Consider the following 15,970-nt stretch of genomic DNA (forward strand, 5'->3'; position numbering starts at 1 on the left):
TCAGCTACGATTTTTAATTAATTGCAAAATTTTTTTGAACTGGGGATGGTCGGAAGAGCGTAGCCATTCGAATGCAATGATTTCGGGACTCAGTATTTGAATCCCATGCTGCTTTAAGCGCTCAAGCGCTAATTCCTTATCACCATCTTTACGACTGCCACATGCCTCAGCCACAACACCCACCTCAAAACCCTTCTCTTGTAAACCTAAAGCTGATTGCATGAGGCACACATGGGTCTCACATCCACCCAAAATTAACTGATTTATCTGTGGACTTTTTGCCTGAATACATTTAGCCAAGCCATCAGCAGAGGCATCAAAAGAAAGCTTTAGAAAAGTTTGGTCGCAATGTACCTTAACGCGCTCATCATTATGACCAAGGCCTACTGGATTTTGCTCGGTTCCAAAAACAAGAATATCTAGATGCTTTGCTACTTGCGCTAAAAATACTGCACATGCAACTGCATTTTCCCCATCCTGAATGCTAGGCAAGAGTCGTGTTTGATAGTCAATCAAAATGAGAGCGCTTGTGTCTTGATTAAACATGAGATTACCTTTATTTATTTTTTGGTAAGCGCAATGCAAGCTGGTCAAGATAATGATTAATCAACTCATCAGCACCTTTACCAAACATCCGGATACGGCCGGTATGGTTTAGCAGCAAGACCCCAACAATGTGGGCAAAGATTGCAGTGAGCTCTGTATCAATCTCTTTTTTACCAAATCCCAATTTCGTCAAAGCAATTTCCTGGGGGTGCATAGCATCTCGTAAGCGCTTATTTAGCGCTTGGTCCCAGGTGCCGCTTAAACCCCTTGGCTGAAGGCCTTGAAAAAGATAAAAACCTAGATCCAAGTCGCGAGGATTGTCTCTATAAAATTGGTAAAAAGCTAAAGCGCTTTTTCGTAACTCTAATATTGTGTTTTTAGCATCAACCTTCTGATCAATTGATGCGCCTTGAGTAGACTGACTCACGCAATCATTTAGACGCTCCAATGAGTCGGTCAATAAGGCGGCATAAATATCTTCTTTGCTTGCAAAGTAGCTATATATCGCGCCAGCTGTGTAACCAGCCCGCTTAGCAATCTCGCGCATGCTGACTGCGTCTAAGCCAAATTCCATGAATACCGCCTTAGCAGCATTCAAGATATGCTGACGCTTCGCATCTGCCAGAGCTTGCTGGCGGAGATTGCGTGGTGAAATTACAAGCTGTTCCATACTTAAATTATACATGTGTCTTATTTATTGAACAGCGTTTAATTAATGTGTATCATTTATTCCATACATCCAATATATTTCGCACCATTCTGAGGAGGCGCCATGACTCAAACCACCATACCATTCATGACCAGCAAAGATTATCAAGAGTCATTGCGCGCTTTAAAGCCAGTCGTTTACGTAGATGGCCGACTCATCGAATCAGTAGCCGATGAACCGTCTTTGAGCCCAGGCATCCAAGCTCTGGGAGTAACTTATGACATGGTGCATAACCCCGCACTCGCCCCACTGATGCTTGCCAAATCCAATGGTAAAACTGTTCCGCGAATGCTACACATTAATGAGTCTGCAGGTGACCTTTTAAATAAATTGGAGGCTATTCGAGTCCTATGCCAAGAAACTGGGTGTGCCCAACGCTATCTGGCACATGATGCATTAAATGCCATTGCTCAAGTATCTGCTCGCATTGATGATGCACATGGTAGCAATGAACATCGTGCCAAATTTGCAGAATATCTCTCTCACGTTCATAAAAAAGATTTATCACTGGGCATTGCAATGACTGATGCAAAAGGTGATCGTTCGCGTAAACCACACGAACAAGCCAACCCTGATACCTATGTTCATATCGTTTCTCAAGATGCTAAAGGTGTAGTGATCTCCGGTACAAAAGCCATCGTTACTGGGGCGCCATATATGCATGAGTTCTTAGTCATGCCTGGCCGCAATATGGGCAAAGAAGATGCTGCCTTTGCCATTTGTTGCGCTATTCCAGTCGACGCCAAGGGAATCACTATCGTAGCTCGCCCTGCTGGACGACCTGGCGAAAAAGTAGAGCATGGAAAACCACTCTTCTCAAGTAACTACGGCCAATCCACTGGTGTGGTTATTTTCGATAAGGTATTTGTTCCCTGGGACCGAGTTTTTTATGCAGGTGAGTGGGAGCACTCCAGTGCATTAACTTATAACTATGCAACCCATCATCGCCATAGCTGTATTGCAGCAAGAGCCGGCTTTGGTGATCTGCTAATTGGGGCCGGCGCATTGATGTGCGAGGCCAATGGTTTTGATCCAGAGGAGAAATCTAACTTACGCGACCCCATGGTTGAGTTAATTAAGATTACTGAAGGTTTTTATGCCTGTGGCGTAGCAGCTAGCGTCTATGGGACTCAAGACCCTTACAGCAAATCATTTATGCCTGAACCTGTGTTTTCTAATATCGGCAAATTATTATTAGCAACTCAGATATATGACATGCACCGGCTTGCACATGAAGTTTCGGGTGGCTTAATCGTAGCCCTACCAGGACCGGATGAGGATCACAACCCCGCTACCGCTGCAACCTTAGCTGAAGTATTGCGCGCTAACCCAGTAGTCCCTTACGATAAGCGCGTTGAGGTCGCTAGATTTATAGAGGATTTGACTGCCTCCTATCAAGGAGGTTGGTACTCTGTCATTAGCTTGCATGGCGGCGGTTCACCTGCAGCGATGAAAAAAGAAATTTATCGCCAATACCCCATTGGAAATAAAGTCGAATTAGTTGAGCGGCTTCTAGATAGGGGCGTGCTCACGAGCAATGAGGAACGCGCCATTACCAAAAATAAACAACCTGGCCGCTGTTGCGATCAGGGATGCTCAACGCCCGGTCAATCAATCATGGTTCCCTTACCAAACCCAGGGCATAGAACCTAAACTAAAAAGCACAGCTTATTGTTTTGTTAGTTCTAACTTGCTGATATCAAAGTGCTGCTTTTCCAAGCGCTGTAATAGCTCTTGATAAACCTTATTATCAAGCTGGGGATTTCTGGAGAGCACCCAGAGATACTCGCGCTTGGGATCGCTCACTGCAGCCACCTGGTACTGGGGATCAATATCAATCACCCAATAATCACCCCAAACAAAAGGTAGAAAACCTAGCCATGATGGTGCAAAGCGTACCTCTAGTTTTGGGGAGTCTATCGGGCCGATTTGACGGGCCAAGCCTTCTGCCTGAGTTATCTCACCGCCAGCAGTTTTACAGCTATTGAGCACTTGAATGCCCGCACCATCCTTTGGCGTATAAATCGCCTTGGTATTAGCAACGCATTTTTTCTGAAACCAATTTGGAAATTTAGCAATCTCATACCAAGTACCCATATAGCGCGGCACATCAAGCGTAGCAATGGTTTTCACAGGCTCAGCTTGTTCAGCCATTTGCGCATAACTTGGGGAAATGCTGATGCAGCTCAGGACCAATGAGAGCACATATGCTGTTTTAATCAAAGTGAGCTTCATCTAAATAGGCTTTGAACTTTGGTTTTGATGGATGGGATTCTGCACAACAACAATAGCGCCAAGATAGTCGCGTATATCTCCACTATATTGACATCATTTTTCCCGGCCTTGTGCCACCAATAGTGCAAGATCACAGTGCCGACAATGAAATAAATCAATCGATGCAATAAAGCCCATCGTCGACCTAATTTCTTTTGCGCCCAATGGTTTGATGTCAGTGCCAGTGGAACTAAAAGCAGGTAACTTAAAAATCCCATTGTGATGAAAGGTCGCCTCACTACATCGTGGAGCATGGCATCCAGGTCAAAACCTTGATCCAAAGCCAACCAGATTAAGAAATGCAGGCTAGCGTAGAAGAAGCAAAACAATCCAAGCATGCGTCTTTGCTTGATCCAAAAGGTCGAACCGGTGATCAGTCGTAAAGGTGTCATGGTCAAGGTGATACAAAGCAATACGAGTGCCCAAGTACCTGTAGACCGCGTGATGAATTCAATTGGATTAGCGCCTAAACCATCACTCATACCCAACCACACTAGACGGCCCAATGGGAGTAAAGCAAACAGAAAAAGAAGCATCTTCATCAAATTGAAACCAGGAGATTTAGCAGTGCTTAATAGTATTTTTTTAAATCCATGCCGCTGTACATACTGGCAACTTGATCACCATATCCGTTAAACATCTCGGTTTTAATCTTGGGGGCAAATACACCTTTCGAATCACCAATACGACGTTCAGTAGCCTGGCTCCAGCGAGGATGATCTACCGTAGGATTCACATTAGAGTAGAAACCATATTCATGGGCATCAAACATATTCCAACTGGTCTTGGGCATCTCTTCGGTTAAGCGAATTTTGATAATTGACTTTGCACTTTTAAAACCATATTTCCAGGGCACTACTATGCGAACGGGTGCGCCATTTTGCTTAGGCAATAACTCGCCATACATGCCAAACGTTAGTAAAGTCAGTGGGTTCATTGCCTCATCTAGCCGCAGGCCTTCACGATATGGCCACTCAATGATAGAACTCTTTACTCCGGGCATCTGCTTACTATCAGCAAGTGAAATGAACTCCACATACTTAGCTGATCCAAGTGGCTCGACTTTGCTCAATAATTTAGATAAGGAATAACCGTCCCAAGGAATCACCATCGACCAACCCTCAACACAACGCATGCGATAAATACGTTCCTCCATGGGGGCTAGCTTTAATAGGGCATCAATATCCAAGGTCTGGGGCTTTTTAACTAGACCGTCAATGGTGATAGTCCAAGGACGCGTCTGCAAACTGGAGGCATAAGCAGCTGGATCGGTTTTATCTGTCCCAAATTCATAAAAGTTGTTGTAGGTGGTCGCTGACTTATATGGCGTCACATCAACTTTGCTGGAATAGAGGGGGTTTGCAGTGGCCGCGAGTTTTTCAGGCGCCATAGCGAGCGCTTCCCGCGAAAACCATGAGGCCAAACTCAGACCAAAACTACCGGCTGCGGCAGCTTTAATTAATTCACGCCGTTGATCAAAAATTGACTTAGGTGTAATTGAGTCCATAAAGATACCTTTATTTTCTTAAACAGCTTCATTTTGCGCTTCTTAAGAATTTATTGCACTACTTTAAATTGAATCTCAACAGTAGAATTAGAATGAAGGATCACAGAAATCAATCACAGTCAAATTCCTATGAGCATACTACCCAATATCGTTATCCTCGGGGATTATGAGTTTGCGCTCCGTCGCTACTCATCTTGGGAAAAAATCGACAAGCTGGCGAACGTCATCATCCACCATGAGCCATTGCGTGGCGAAGCTTTATATCAAGCCACAGAAAATGCGGATGCCATAGTCATTGTTCGTGACCGCACCCCATTTGATAGCGAGTTCATTGCCCGCTTACCAAAATTGAAATTCCTGATGTTTACCGGTATGCGCAATGGGACGCTTGCCTCAGATGCATTGATTTCCAGCAATATTCCGATTGGCTGTACCCCAGGAGGCCCATCAAAAGAAACCACCACCGAATTAACTTGGTCTTTAATTTTGGGTGCATCTAAGCGCTTAATTGATCAAAATAATCTAATAAAAACAGGCGCGTGGCGCAACGAGCATTCTGTGCTACCCATACTTGCTGGTGAGCGTTTAGGCATCATAGGACTTGGCGCTATTGGTAGTCGAGTTGCAAAAGTAGGTATGGCCTTTGGTATGGAAGTAGTTACATGGAGTCCGAATATGACCCATGAAAGAGCCCAAGCAGAAAATGCGAGTTACGTCAGCCTAGAGGAGTTATTAAGAACATCAAAGGTAGTTAGCTTGCATTTGGTATCCAGCCCCAAAACCCAGGACTTATTGGGTGCACAACAACTATCCTGGATGCGACCCGACTCTATTTTGGTAAACACCTCGCGCTCAGCATTAATCAAGATGCAAGATCTCCCAGCAGCGCTGGCCAAGGGCAGACCTGGTCAAGCGGCTATTGATGTGTTTGATATAGAGCCACTAGCTTGCAACGATCCCTTACGAAACACCGCCAATCTCTTGGCGACACCCCATCTTGGATTTGTTGCTGAGCCTATTTTTCAAACCTTCTCCAAGGGTATTACAGAAACCCTCGAGGCCTGGCTAGAAAATAAACCTATTCCTTATCCTTACTCTCCTTAGTTAGCATGGATAGCCATCAAAAAAAACTGAGCCCCTCCGAACTCTTTACTGGATTTTGTAGAATTGGCCTTTCTGGGTTTGGGGGCGTCTTACCCTGGGCAAGGCGCACTATCGTAGAAAAAGAAAAATGGCTTAGCCCTGAAGAGTTCAGTGCGATGCTAGGCATCTGTCAAATTGCGCCCGGCCCGAATATTATGAATTTAGCGGTTTGTGTTGGCAGTAAATTTGCGGGTGTGCGTGGTGCTGTTGCAGCGGTGACTGGCCTGATGTTCGCACCCATCATCATCGTAGTTCTTCTGGGCATGCTGTATGAGAGCTACAGCTTTATGCCTGCAGTCCAAGGCTTGCTGCGCGGCATTTCTGCAGTAGGAGTGGGGCTCATTGCCAGCACCGGCCTGAAGATGCTTCGCACTGAATTTCGTTATCCACCAATGCTCGTGGCCGTAGCCCTAACCATGATTATTGCGATCTACTTTCATTTAGCACTGGGTTGGGTAGTTCTGATTACCGCCCCATTTGCACTATTAATCGCATGGCGGAAAACAAAGCATGATTAGTCCACTAATTAGTCTTTTCCTAAAACTGTCTGCATTCTCTCTTGTAGCTTTTGGAGGAATTAATGCCCTACTCCCAGTTCTGTTAAAGATTACAGTAGAGCAAGAACACTGGATAGATGTACAAACCTTTTCTGATTTTTTTGCTATTGCCCAGGCTGCGCCAGGGCCAAATGGCCTGATTGTTGCGCTGATTGGATGGAAAGTGAGCGGCTTGCTGGGGGCATTAGTCGCCACCCTGGCCATCTGCTGGCCGTCATCGATCATGATTTTTTTCCTGCAGCGCTACCTCAATAACATGCAAGACTTACGCGCCCAAAGAACCATTCAATTTGCTGCAGGCTCTCTCGCAGTTGGTTTGGTGCTTTCCTCTTCTTGGGAGCTAGCTTTACAGATTGATCAGAGCATGGCTGCTTATGCATTAACAGCGCTCGCGGTAGCTCTCACTCTCTTCACTCGCTGGCACCCACTCTATCTCATTGCGCTTGGCGGCTTACTGGGGGTTTTAGGTTTTATTTAACAATAAAACTCAACATACCAATAGAGCTCATCTCAATCCCATCAATCAGAATCTGAGCTTGCTCATGCTCATCCTGTAGAGCCAAGGTATACAAGGCTGGCCAATAGTGTTCCGGTGTTGGAATGGAAAGATGGGCGGCATCACCAAAATCCTCCCACGCAACCAATGGTGCGTGCTCTCTGGAATGCATGCGTGAAATAAAAAATTGGTTAAATTGATTGGCCCACGGATACACTTTGGCATCATCATGCCAATCAATAGTGCGCAAATTATGCACAACATTGCCGCTACTCAGCATCAAAATATTTTCATCGCGCAGTGGCCGGAGTTGCTTTGCAAGCTCGTAATGCTCACTAGCCGACTTAGATCCATCTAAACTCAATTGCACAACTGGTATATCAGCATGGGGATAAAGATACTTCAGGACAGACCATGCACCATGGTCTAGCCCCCACTCATTCTCTTCAAGCGTGACAGGAATATTCAAAAGTTCTTGCACTCGGTCAGCCAGCGCAGGGCATCCTGGCGCAGGATACTGAACATCGAACAAGGCTTGCGGAAAACCGCCAAAATCATGAATTGTTTTAGGTTTACTCATGGCGGTAACCCAAACACCTCGAGTTACCCAATGAGCAGACACTACCAAAATCGCATCAGGGCGCTTTAGGGATTTTCCTAATGTAGTCCAAGCCGCAGTGTAGCGGTTGGGTTCAAGTGCATACATTGGGCTGCCATGGCCCACAAAGACAGCGGGCTGGCGTTGACTCAACATCAGCTAATTAGCTTAACCAAACACGTAGCCAATATGCGCCGCAACCAATGCAAATAAGATAGCCAAACTAGTAGCAATAGCCAACATCACAACCAAGGTAATGATTTTTTTGTTGATTACTTCTTTAGGCTCGTGTTGCCATTCATTCATATTCAATCCTCTGTCATTCCATTAATCAATGGGTTAATTATCCACTATCGCCCGCGGCCAGCCTTACGCATCATGCCTTTTCCACCCCCAAAACCAGCCTGAGGCCGTCCACCGGCACCTTGCGGGCCTTTGGGCGCCGCTGGGCGGAGGGGAGGCTTGGCCGCTACAGTGCGCACCGGGGTTTTTGTATCAGTTTTCTTATCTTCAGTCACTTTTTGCTCCTATGGATATCATATTGCCATGATTACTGACTATTCTATCCAAGCTATCGCAATAAATGCGATTCCTTTGATTTTCGCCATCACCATCCACGAGGCAGCCCATGGTTATGCTGCCCGCAAATTGGGGGATAACACTGCTTACGTACTAGGGCGCGTTACCCTCAATCCTGCCAAGCACATCGATCCAGTTGGTACTATTTTGCTACCTCTGCTCCTCATTTTAACGGGTTCACCATTTTTGTTTGGTTACGCCAAACCGGTTCCAGTGCGCTTTGATCGCTTACGAAACCCCAAAATCGATTCAATTTGGGTCGCCTTGGCTGGACCAGGGGCTAATTTTATTCAAGCGCTCGTTTGGGCGATTATTTGGGTTTTACTCAAACTGATGGATATTCAGGAGCCTTTCTTTACCAAGATGGCACAAGCCGGGGTGATGTGGAACATTGGTCTGTTGGTCTTCAATTTATTCCCCATTCCACCCTTAGATGGCGGTCGCATTCTGGCCGGCCTATTACCAGCCAGACAATCCATCGCCCTTGGAAGAATTGAGCCCTGGGGATTTTTTATTGTGATGGGTCTGGCCTTTACCGGCATCATTGGAGGCCTATGGATGGAGCCCTTAAGTCATTTTTTCCTTTGGCTCATCAACGCACTAGTTTCGCCTTTATTAATGTTGTTTTAAATGAAAAATAACATCCATTAATGCATACAGGCAAAGCCTTTAGAACCCTATTGCTTTATCGCGTAGGTGCAACGCTGAGTTACCAAGTTTTAATGGTGGCGGTAGGCTGGCATCTTTACAACATTACCAATAGCGTGGTGTCACTTGGGTTGATTGGCCTAGCGGAGCTTGTTCCTTATTTCGCATTCGCCCTCTATGCCGGTCATGCGGTTGATCACTACTCCCGTAAAGCAATCTCAGCAATTGCTTGCCTAGTACATATTGGGGTTGCCCTTTTTTTAGTGGCAATTGCTTTAAATTGGTTTACCAACCCAGTGCCCTTAATCTATACCGCAGTTGCCTTTATTGGTATCGGGCGCGCTTTATTGCGACCCTCTTTTCATGCTCTGTTTGGACAAATTATTCCCAGGGAGCATCTATCACGCTATACCGCCTATTCCACCTCAGCCTTTCAGTTTTGCGTGGTTGCAGGACCCGGCCTAGGTGGCCTAATGATCGGGTTTGCAGGCTTACAGTGGACCTATGGGCTGGCAGCATTCTGCGGATTTATTGGCTTATATGGGGTGAGCTTTATCCAGGCTCACAGAGAAAAAGCAGATCGCCCCACCACGCACTTCGTTAAGAGTTTCTTAGAAGGCTTTCATTATGTTCGCAAACATGAACTTATTCTAAGTATCATGGCGCTGGATATGTTTGCAGTCTTATTTGGAGGAGCGGTTTCCATTCTGCCGGCTTTTGTTAAGGAAGTGCTCAATGGTGGCCCCGAAATACTGGGCATCTTACGTGCAGCACCTGCTGCCGGCGCCGCCATTGTTGGAATCTATTTAGCACGCCGCCCACCACTATCGGACTCTGGTAAACAACTCTTTATTTCTGTTTTAGGTTTCGGGCTAGCCATCATTGCCTTTGGCTTTTCAAGCACTCTCTGGCTTTGCGCTTTTTTCCTCTTTATTTCAGGATGTTGTGACTCGTATTCGGTGGTTATTAGAACCAGCATCATGCAATTAACTACACCAGATCATATTCGTGGGCGAGTCAGCGCAATCAATGGCATCTTTATCGGCTCATCGAATGAATTGGGTGCTCTAGAGTCTGGAATTGCGGCTAGCTTAATGGGCTTGGTTCCCTCAATTGCTTTTGGGGGATTCATCACTATTCTTGTGGTACTGGCAACCTATCGACTAGCGCCTCATTTGCGCACCCTGCATTTAAAAGACCTCTCTTAACACCACATGCATGAGGGTTAAGCAGCCCGCATATCCCCCATTACGGCGCAGAACAAATATCAGGACGGCAGCTCACATTATTAGATAATGGCAACGTGAAGAAAATAGCTCAACATCCATTCATCCTCAAGAAAAGAGGGTTACAGCTTTTAGTAGCATGTACATTTGCCCTAATTCAATTCATTGGTATAGGTGTTTTTAATCGTGCACTGGCTCAAACCACGATAGATAATAAAAAACCACAGGTTCATAAGCGCACCCATAGTCAAAGCACTAAGCAAATGGGTCTCAAGGACTTATCGTCGCGCGCCCCAGCCATGAGCATGAGCCTCAATCCCGAATTATTCCAGCGCAAAAGCGCCAACTCCTTAACGGGCGATATCGATGGGAATTTGGATTATCGAATTGAACGCGGCTGCCTAGCTAGAAGCTTCTTTGAAGATAATTTACCCGCTAAGGTTGGCATTACCGACAAACCATTTTCTGAGTTTTTTAAAGAGCAAACCAAAACTTTTTTTGATCATATGCGTGGTAACTGCATTCCTTATGCAGTGGCATTTGGCACTCGCAATCGCTTTGACTCTCTGAGCATCATGAATGGCCCTATCCAAGATAGCAAAACCGAGATTTGGACTTTTACTCCGCTTGCTGCCGGTGGCTATCTAATTGAGCAAGACTATCTCAAAGATGAAGCAAAGCGTTTCACCGAAATAGATATCTCCTTACGCGATGTTTTATATGACCCTCGAAAGGTGGGCGACAAACTGCCTGTTGAACTTGTTTGGGAACTAAATTCTTTAATAAAACAAATTTACCCTGAGGATAGTAATTCTCTTGAAAATACCAACAGTGTTGTGAGATTAATTGTTGATTTTGGTGATCGTGAACATTGGGCGCAAATTTGGGCGGCTGAAATTATTGACCCATCCAATGGTGAAGTATTTTCAAGTGCCTACTGGCTGGAACGCGGCGACATTCCAGGTGGTTTTTATACCGCCACCGGTGAAGCTCTGGAACGCTCTTTCTGGACAAACCCCTTAAGCTATCGAAGGATCTCTAGAGGTGTAGGACAAGTTCCAGTAACTGGCAGTAGAAAATCATCCAAATCAACTAAATCAACTGTTGTTGCCTCAAGCAAAACCAAAATGGGTAATCCACCTGGTCAGCGCTATCGTGCTCATATGGGGATTGATTACGCCGCTCCAATTGGTACGCCTGTATTTAGCGTAGCAAATGGCAAAGTGGTTCACCTTGGGTATAGCGGTGCGTATGGCAATTTGATTGTTCTGGAACATGCCGGCGGCTATCACACTTACTATGCCCATCTGAGCAGTTTTAATCCAGAACTAGAGATGGGCAATGAAGTGAGGCGTGGCGTTGAAATCGGCTCCGTTGGAACCACTGGAAGATCAACTGGGCCACACCTACATTTTGAATTAAGAAAAGATGGGGTATATGTTGACCCTTACTCTCCTCGCATGCAGCTCGATCTCTGGTCAATGCGAGATGGAGATAGTAGCGGCCTCACACGAGAAATTCTGCTGCTGGGCACCCCCATTAAGAACTATTCTGCCCTACCCTAAAACCAAGACTGGTAGCTTGGAGTGTACGATGACCTCATGTGTTTCACTGCCCAAGAGGAATCCTGTAATGCCGGTACGCTTATGGGATGCCATGACGATCACATCTGCTTTTGCTTTCTTGGCGCCATCCAAAATGCCTTCTGCTAAATTTGAATTCGAGATGTGTACTGATTTAGCATTTATCTCGGCACCCAATTGAGCGCTAGCCTTTTTAAAAACCTCTTTAGCAAAAGCATCGCAAGCGCTTAAGTGCTCCTTCTGGGTAATGCTGTAGCCCATGGTGCTATCGGAATAAACCAAGGGAGGCGTGGGATCTGAAACATATACCAAGGTAATTAATGCGCCATCACTTTTTGCTAAGGCAGCTACTTTTTTGAGTGCTTTTTTGCTTACATCTGAACCATCTACCGGTACCAATAAATGCTTAAACATATAAACCTCCTGTAAATTCAACTATGAAACACATCCATACCTCATAATGTTAATTATGTCCCCTTTATTGCGCAAAGGAAATCGAAAGTGCTGACATACCTTACGGTTTATTTTTCCTTCCTAGTGAGCCTAGTTGCCATTGATTTAATTTGGCTTTTGGGAATAGCTAAAAATCTCTATCGAGATGACATGGGCACCCTCATGTCTGGTGAGCCCAAACTATTTGCTGGCCTCGCCTTTTATATTCTGTATGCGTTGGGCGCAAGTATTTTTGTCATCATTCCGGCCCTCTCAAAACAGTCTTGGTTATCCGCCTTGCAATATGGCGCCCTGTTTGGCTTCTTCTGTTACATGACTTACGACTTAACCTGCTTGGCCGTGATACGAGATTTTTCAACCAGGCTGGCCATCATTGATATGGTTTGGGGCAGTTGCGTTTCTGCATTAGCAGCTCTGATTGCATATCACCTGGGTAATCGAATGGGCTAATAAAGAGCCTCTTTCTCATCCGTCATTCATGTTCTTTTACCCAAAAATAGTCAACTCCTTTAAGGGCTATGATCGAGCGCTCTTTTTAAAAGATGTTTTTGCTGGCTTAACTGTTGGCGTAGTGGCACTTCCGCTAGCAATGGCTTTTGCGATTGCCAGCGGACTAAAACCTGAAGCAGGCATTTTTACAGCCATTATTGCAGGTGGATTCATTGCCCTACTGGGTGGCAGTCGCGTGCAAATTGGCGGCCCAGCCGGGGCCTTTATTGTGATTGTCTATGGCATTGTCGATCGCTATGGCGTCTCCAACCTCTTGCTGGCCACGGCCATGTCGGGTATTTTTTTATTTTTGATGGGTGTGTTTCGTCTCGGTACATTGGTTCGCTTTATACCGATTGCGGTGATTATTGGTTTTACTAATGGCATTGCATTCTTAATTGGTTTATCTCAGATCAAAGAGTTCTTTGGTTTATCAATTGCCAAGATGCCCGCTGAATTTTTTAATGCAATCCATGCCCTGTATGCTGCTGCCGATACATTAAATCCTTTTGCATTAACACTTGCGCTGGCCAGTCTTGCTATTTTGGTGATTTGGCGGGTATTTCAGAGCCGTTTAGGATGGTTAGGGCATATTCCAGGAACTGTCATTGCGATGATCTTTGCCACCATCATCACTGCCGCATTTAGTTTGCCGGTTGACACTATAGGAAGTCGCTTTGGCGGTATTCCATCTGGCTTACCAAGCTTTGAGTGGATTCCGATCAACTGGAGTACTTCACAATTTGTCATTACACCCGCACTCACTCTTGCATTACTTGGCGCAATTGAATCCCTGCTGTGTGCCAGGGTTGCAGACGGCCTCATACATGACCGGCACAACTCCAATCAAGAGTTAATGGCGCAAGGCATCGCCAACTTGATTTGCCCCTTCTTTGGCGGTATGCCGGCCACCGGCACCATTGCACGCACCGTCACCAATATACAAAGTGGTGCCACCACCCCCATCGCTGGTATCGTGCACTCTCTTACCCTGTTGATCATTGTGTTATTAGCAGCACCATTAGCGAAAGAAATCCCCCTCGCCTGTCTTGCCGCTATCTTGATGTATGTAGCCTGGAATATGGGCGAATGGAAAAAGTTTTTTGAGCTCAGGCAATTTCGCCTGCCTTATCGCCTCACTATGCTCAGCGTATTTTTCTTAACCGTCATACTTGATCTCACAGTAGCAGTTCAAGTAGGTCTATTGTTAGCGTTTGTCACTTTCATTTACCGCATCTCTAGCCTTTCTCGCTGCGAGCGTACGAATACCCATGATTTTCCTGAATTAGAAAATCAACAAGGAAAAATAGACGCATATCGAATTTATGGCGCTATCTTTTTTGGTGCGGTCAAATTAGTAGAAACCATTGAAGACAATTTACCTAGTGATGCGCTCATTCTAGATTTGAAGAATGTGATCTATATTGACTCATCAGGCATGGAGGCGATTCTTGAATTAAACCGTCTGTGCAAAGCCAATCAAATCAAACTGATTATTTGCGGCCTAGAACATCAACCTCATGGTATATCAGTGCGCAGTGGCTTCATTGAGTCTTTGGCGCCCAATTGTTTATTTGCGAACCTAAAAAATGGTATTGAAGCAGCCCTAAGTAATACAGAAGCCACCTTTTAATAAAGCCACAGGAAGTACCCAAGCTCGATATAAACCAAAAGCGCCTGCAGCGAACAATAAACTCGCCGCTAAATAACGCACCCAACTATATTGAGCAAATTGAGTTAAGACCGCTGAAAATTTAGAGATGAGCAGTAAGTTAGGCAGTGTACCCAAACCAAAAGCTAGCATTAAAGTGGCGCCAGTCAATACATCCCCAGATAAAAATGCCAAGGGCAGAACGCTATAAACCAGCCCGCAAGGAACCAAACCCCACAACATACCGCTAAACCAGCGAGACGAACCGCTAGCGAAATGCCCCAGATATTTAGCCCAATAACCGGCCACTGTTGAACTAAACCACCGACTACCCGGCAAAGATCTGCTCGGTCTTTGTTGTAGCAAGCGATAGGCCATGAATATCAAAATGACAGAAGTGAAAGCAAATAAGGGTCTCTGTAGGGGAATGATATTTTGCTGCCATACTGCCACGCCAATCGCTGCAGCGATCGAGCCCAATAAGACGTAGGTGGTTAAACGCCCTAAGTGCATGATTAATTGAAGATAAAACAGTTGAGAGGGGGTTTGGAGCGGCCTAGCAATCTGAATAGGTCGCTCAATTGCTGCCGCAATCCCACCGCACATTAAGGCGCAATGCCAACCACTCACGAGGGCACCCAGGAAAACCGCCAATAGTAGACTGCTAGTGAGCATAAATACCTGTCGAAATATGCATTAATGAAAGGTTAGGATTCACCCTAATAGCATAAACTTGTCTGATAATTAGATCCATCATGAATTTCTATCACTCTGATAATCCCGCCAGCAAATGCTCAGTATGTGTATTGGGACAGTTTTGCTTACCAGTCGGAATTACTGCAAGTGATATCAGCAAAATTGATACGCTCGTCAAAGAAAGAGTACACCTCAAAAAAGGGGAAAGTCTATATCGCCATGGTGATCCGCTCAGCTCAGTTTACAGTGTGCGCTTTGGTACTCTGAAAACAGAATATGCTCTAGAAGACGGACGCCAACAAGTCATTGGATTTCATCTACCGGGTGAAATTATCGGCTTAGATGGCATTGGTGAGGGTCAGTATCAATCCGAAGCAATTGCGGTAGAGGAAAGCGAAGTCTGCATTATTCGCTACGAAGCTTTTGAGGACCTGGCTCGCCAAATACCGGCACTGCAACAGCAATTTCACCGCATTCTGAGTCGCGAACTCACACAAGACCAACGCCACCTACTCTCCCTAGGAACCATGCGCGCTGAAGAGCGCTTGGCAGCTTTTTTGCTCAATTTATCACAACGTTTAGCTGCCCGAGGCTACCTCAATCATGAATTTGATTTACCAATGAGTCGCGTGGAAATTGCTAGCTATCTGGGAATTCAGATTGAGACTGTAAGCCGCATGCTTTCTCGTTTTGCTGAATCGGGGTTAGTGCAAATCAAACAGCGTCACATCAAACTCATTGATGTGGACGGACTCTACGAACTTGCCGGAATACCAAATCCTGAACGAGCCCGTATCCTCAAAAAAATACCGTAA

General features: G+C 45.5%; 20 protein-coding genes. 10 read left to right on the forward strand and 10 right to left on the reverse strand.

The genetic code is table 11. From position 1 onward, the window contains the following. On the reverse strand, positions 1 to 546 hold the full coding sequence (locus M2125_RS05845) for an isochorismatase family protein (protein WP_280741882.1): 546 nt from the start codon (positions 544 to 546) through the stop codon (positions 1 to 3). 10 nt (positions 547 to 556) lie between these two features. Then, a complete protein-coding gene (locus M2125_RS05850; RefSeq protein ID WP_280741883.1) occupies positions 557 to 1,216 on the reverse strand; it encodes a TetR/AcrR family transcriptional regulator in 660 nt (219 codons plus the stop codon). A 102-nt stretch (positions 1,217 to 1,318) separates the two neighbouring features. Between M2125_RS05850 and M2125_RS05855 the strand changes: the two genes are divergently transcribed. Next, on the forward strand, positions 1,319 to 2,908 hold the full coding sequence (locus tag M2125_RS05855) for a 4-hydroxyphenylacetate 3-hydroxylase family protein (RefSeq protein WP_280742692.1): 1,590 nt from the start codon (positions 1,319 to 1,321) through the stop codon (positions 2,906 to 2,908). Between the two features lie 15 nt (positions 2,909 to 2,923). Here the strand turns inward: M2125_RS05855 and M2125_RS05860 are convergent, their stop codons facing one another. Genes M2125_RS05860 through msrP form a run of 3 tightly spaced genes read right to left on the reverse strand, consistent with a single transcriptional unit; the run spans position 2,924 to position 5,036 of the window. Further along, positions 2,924 to 3,490 (reverse strand): lipocalin family protein, encoded by a 567-nt coding sequence (locus M2125_RS05860; RefSeq protein ID WP_280742693.1) that lies wholly within the window; start codon positions 3,488 to 3,490, stop codon positions 2,924 to 2,926. Continuing rightward, complete coding sequence (locus M2125_RS05865) at positions 3,487 to 4,071, reverse strand: protein-methionine-sulfoxide reductase heme-binding subunit MsrQ (protein ID WP_280742694.1); 585 nt, start codon at positions 4,069 to 4,071, stop codon at positions 3,487 to 3,489. The genes M2125_RS05860 and M2125_RS05865 overlap by 4 nt, the downstream gene beginning before the upstream one ends. 29 nt (positions 4,072 to 4,100) lie before the next feature. Then, positions 4,101 to 5,036 (reverse strand): protein-methionine-sulfoxide reductase catalytic subunit MsrP, encoded by a 936-nt coding sequence (gene msrP, locus M2125_RS05870; protein WP_076023507.1) that lies wholly within the window; start codon positions 5,034 to 5,036, stop codon positions 4,101 to 4,103. Between the two features lie 129 nt (positions 5,037 to 5,165). On the opposite strand from msrP, the gene M2125_RS05875 reads away from it, so the two are divergent. From M2125_RS05875 to M2125_RS05885, 3 genes are read left to right on the forward strand one after another with little or no spacing between them, the layout of a single operon-like run. After that, positions 5,166 to 6,140, forward strand: a complete 975-nt coding sequence (locus tag M2125_RS05875) for a D-2-hydroxyacid dehydrogenase family protein (RefSeq protein WP_280742695.1) — start codon at positions 5,166 to 5,168, stop codon at positions 6,138 to 6,140. A 5-nt stretch (positions 6,141 to 6,145) separates the two neighbouring features. Continuing rightward, positions 6,146 to 6,697, forward strand: coding sequence for a chromate transporter (locus M2125_RS05880; protein WP_076023505.1), 552 nt, complete (start codon positions 6,146 to 6,148; stop codon positions 6,695 to 6,697). Next, positions 6,690 to 7,214 (forward strand): chromate transporter, encoded by a 525-nt coding sequence (locus tag M2125_RS05885; protein ID WP_076023504.1) that lies wholly within the window; start codon positions 6,690 to 6,692, stop codon positions 7,212 to 7,214. Before M2125_RS05880 ends, M2125_RS05885 begins: the two co-directional genes overlap by 8 nt. Here M2125_RS05885 and ygiD read toward each other — a convergent pair. From ygiD to M2125_RS05900, 3 genes are read right to left on the reverse strand one after another with little or no spacing between them, the layout of a single operon-like run. Beyond that, positions 7,207 to 7,986 carry a 4,5-DOPA-extradiol-dioxygenase gene (gene ygiD, locus M2125_RS05890; protein ID WP_076023503.1) on the reverse strand — a complete coding sequence of 260 codons (780 nt, stop codon included), beginning with the start codon at positions 7,984 to 7,986 and terminating at the stop codon, positions 7,207 to 7,209. The genes M2125_RS05885 and ygiD overlap by 8 nt on opposite strands. A gap of 12 nt (positions 7,987 to 7,998) precedes the next feature. Beyond that, positions 7,999 to 8,136, reverse strand: coding sequence for a hypothetical protein (locus M2125_RS05895; protein WP_198929280.1), 138 nt, complete (start codon positions 8,134 to 8,136; stop codon positions 7,999 to 8,001). Positions 8,137 to 8,180: 44 nt separating this feature from the next. Then, a complete protein-coding gene (locus M2125_RS05900; protein WP_158025475.1) occupies positions 8,181 to 8,348 on the reverse strand; it encodes a hypothetical protein in 168 nt (55 codons plus the stop codon). A gap of 28 nt (positions 8,349 to 8,376) precedes the next feature. Here M2125_RS05900 and M2125_RS05905 point away from each other — a divergent pair, with 28 nt between their 5' ends. The 3 genes from M2125_RS05905 (at position 8,377) to M2125_RS05915 (ending at position 11,848) form a co-directional block, all read left to right on the forward strand. Beyond that, the gene (locus M2125_RS05905) at positions 8,377 to 9,039 is read left to right on the forward strand and encodes a site-2 protease family protein (RefSeq protein ID WP_076023502.1); all 663 of its coding nucleotides are present in this window, start codon (positions 8,377 to 8,379) and stop codon (positions 9,037 to 9,039) included. A gap of 20 nt (positions 9,040 to 9,059) precedes the next feature. Further along, positions 9,060 to 10,265, forward strand: coding sequence for an MFS transporter (locus M2125_RS05910; RefSeq protein ID WP_076023501.1), 1,206 nt, complete (start codon positions 9,060 to 9,062; stop codon positions 10,263 to 10,265). Between the two features lie 95 nt (positions 10,266 to 10,360). Beyond that, positions 10,361 to 11,848: a M23 family metallopeptidase gene (locus M2125_RS05915; protein ID WP_280742696.1), complete on the forward strand. Its 1,488-nt coding sequence runs from the start codon at positions 10,361 to 10,363 to the stop codon at positions 11,846 to 11,848. Here the strand turns inward: M2125_RS05915 and M2125_RS05920 are convergent. Next, on the reverse strand, positions 11,840 to 12,280 hold the full coding sequence (locus M2125_RS05920) for a universal stress protein (RefSeq protein WP_076023499.1): 441 nt from the start codon (positions 12,278 to 12,280) through the stop codon (positions 11,840 to 11,842). The two genes, M2125_RS05915 and M2125_RS05920, sit on opposite strands and share 9 nt — an antisense overlap. 87 nt (positions 12,281 to 12,367) lie before the next feature. On the opposite strand from M2125_RS05920, the gene M2125_RS05925 reads away from it, so the two are divergent. Next, entirely contained in the window at positions 12,368 to 12,769 is a 402-nt protein-coding gene (locus tag M2125_RS05925) for a DUF2177 family protein (protein WP_076023498.1), read from the forward strand. Between the two features lie 28 nt (positions 12,770 to 12,797). Then, complete coding sequence (locus tag M2125_RS05930; protein ID WP_076023497.1) at positions 12,798 to 14,441, forward strand: SulP family inorganic anion transporter; 1,644 nt, start codon at positions 12,798 to 12,800, stop codon at positions 14,439 to 14,441. On the opposite strand, the gene M2125_RS05935 is transcribed toward M2125_RS05930, so the two are convergent. Beyond that, positions 14,415 to 15,134, reverse strand: coding sequence for a sulfite exporter TauE/SafE family protein (locus tag M2125_RS05935; protein ID WP_076023496.1), 720 nt, complete (start codon positions 15,132 to 15,134; stop codon positions 14,415 to 14,417). The genes M2125_RS05930 and M2125_RS05935 overlap by 27 nt on opposite strands. 80 nt (positions 15,135 to 15,214) lie before the next feature. Here M2125_RS05935 and M2125_RS05940 point away from each other — a divergent pair, with 80 nt between their 5' ends. Beyond that, positions 15,215 to 15,970 carry a helix-turn-helix domain-containing protein gene (locus tag M2125_RS05940; RefSeq protein ID WP_076023495.1) on the forward strand — a complete coding sequence of 252 codons (756 nt, stop codon included), beginning with the start codon at positions 15,215 to 15,217 and terminating at the stop codon, positions 15,968 to 15,970.

The sequence above is a fragment of the Polynucleobacter sphagniphilus genome, from assembly GCF_029892205.1.
GTDB lineage: Bacteria > Pseudomonadota > Gammaproteobacteria > Burkholderiales > Burkholderiaceae > Polynucleobacter > Polynucleobacter sphagniphilus.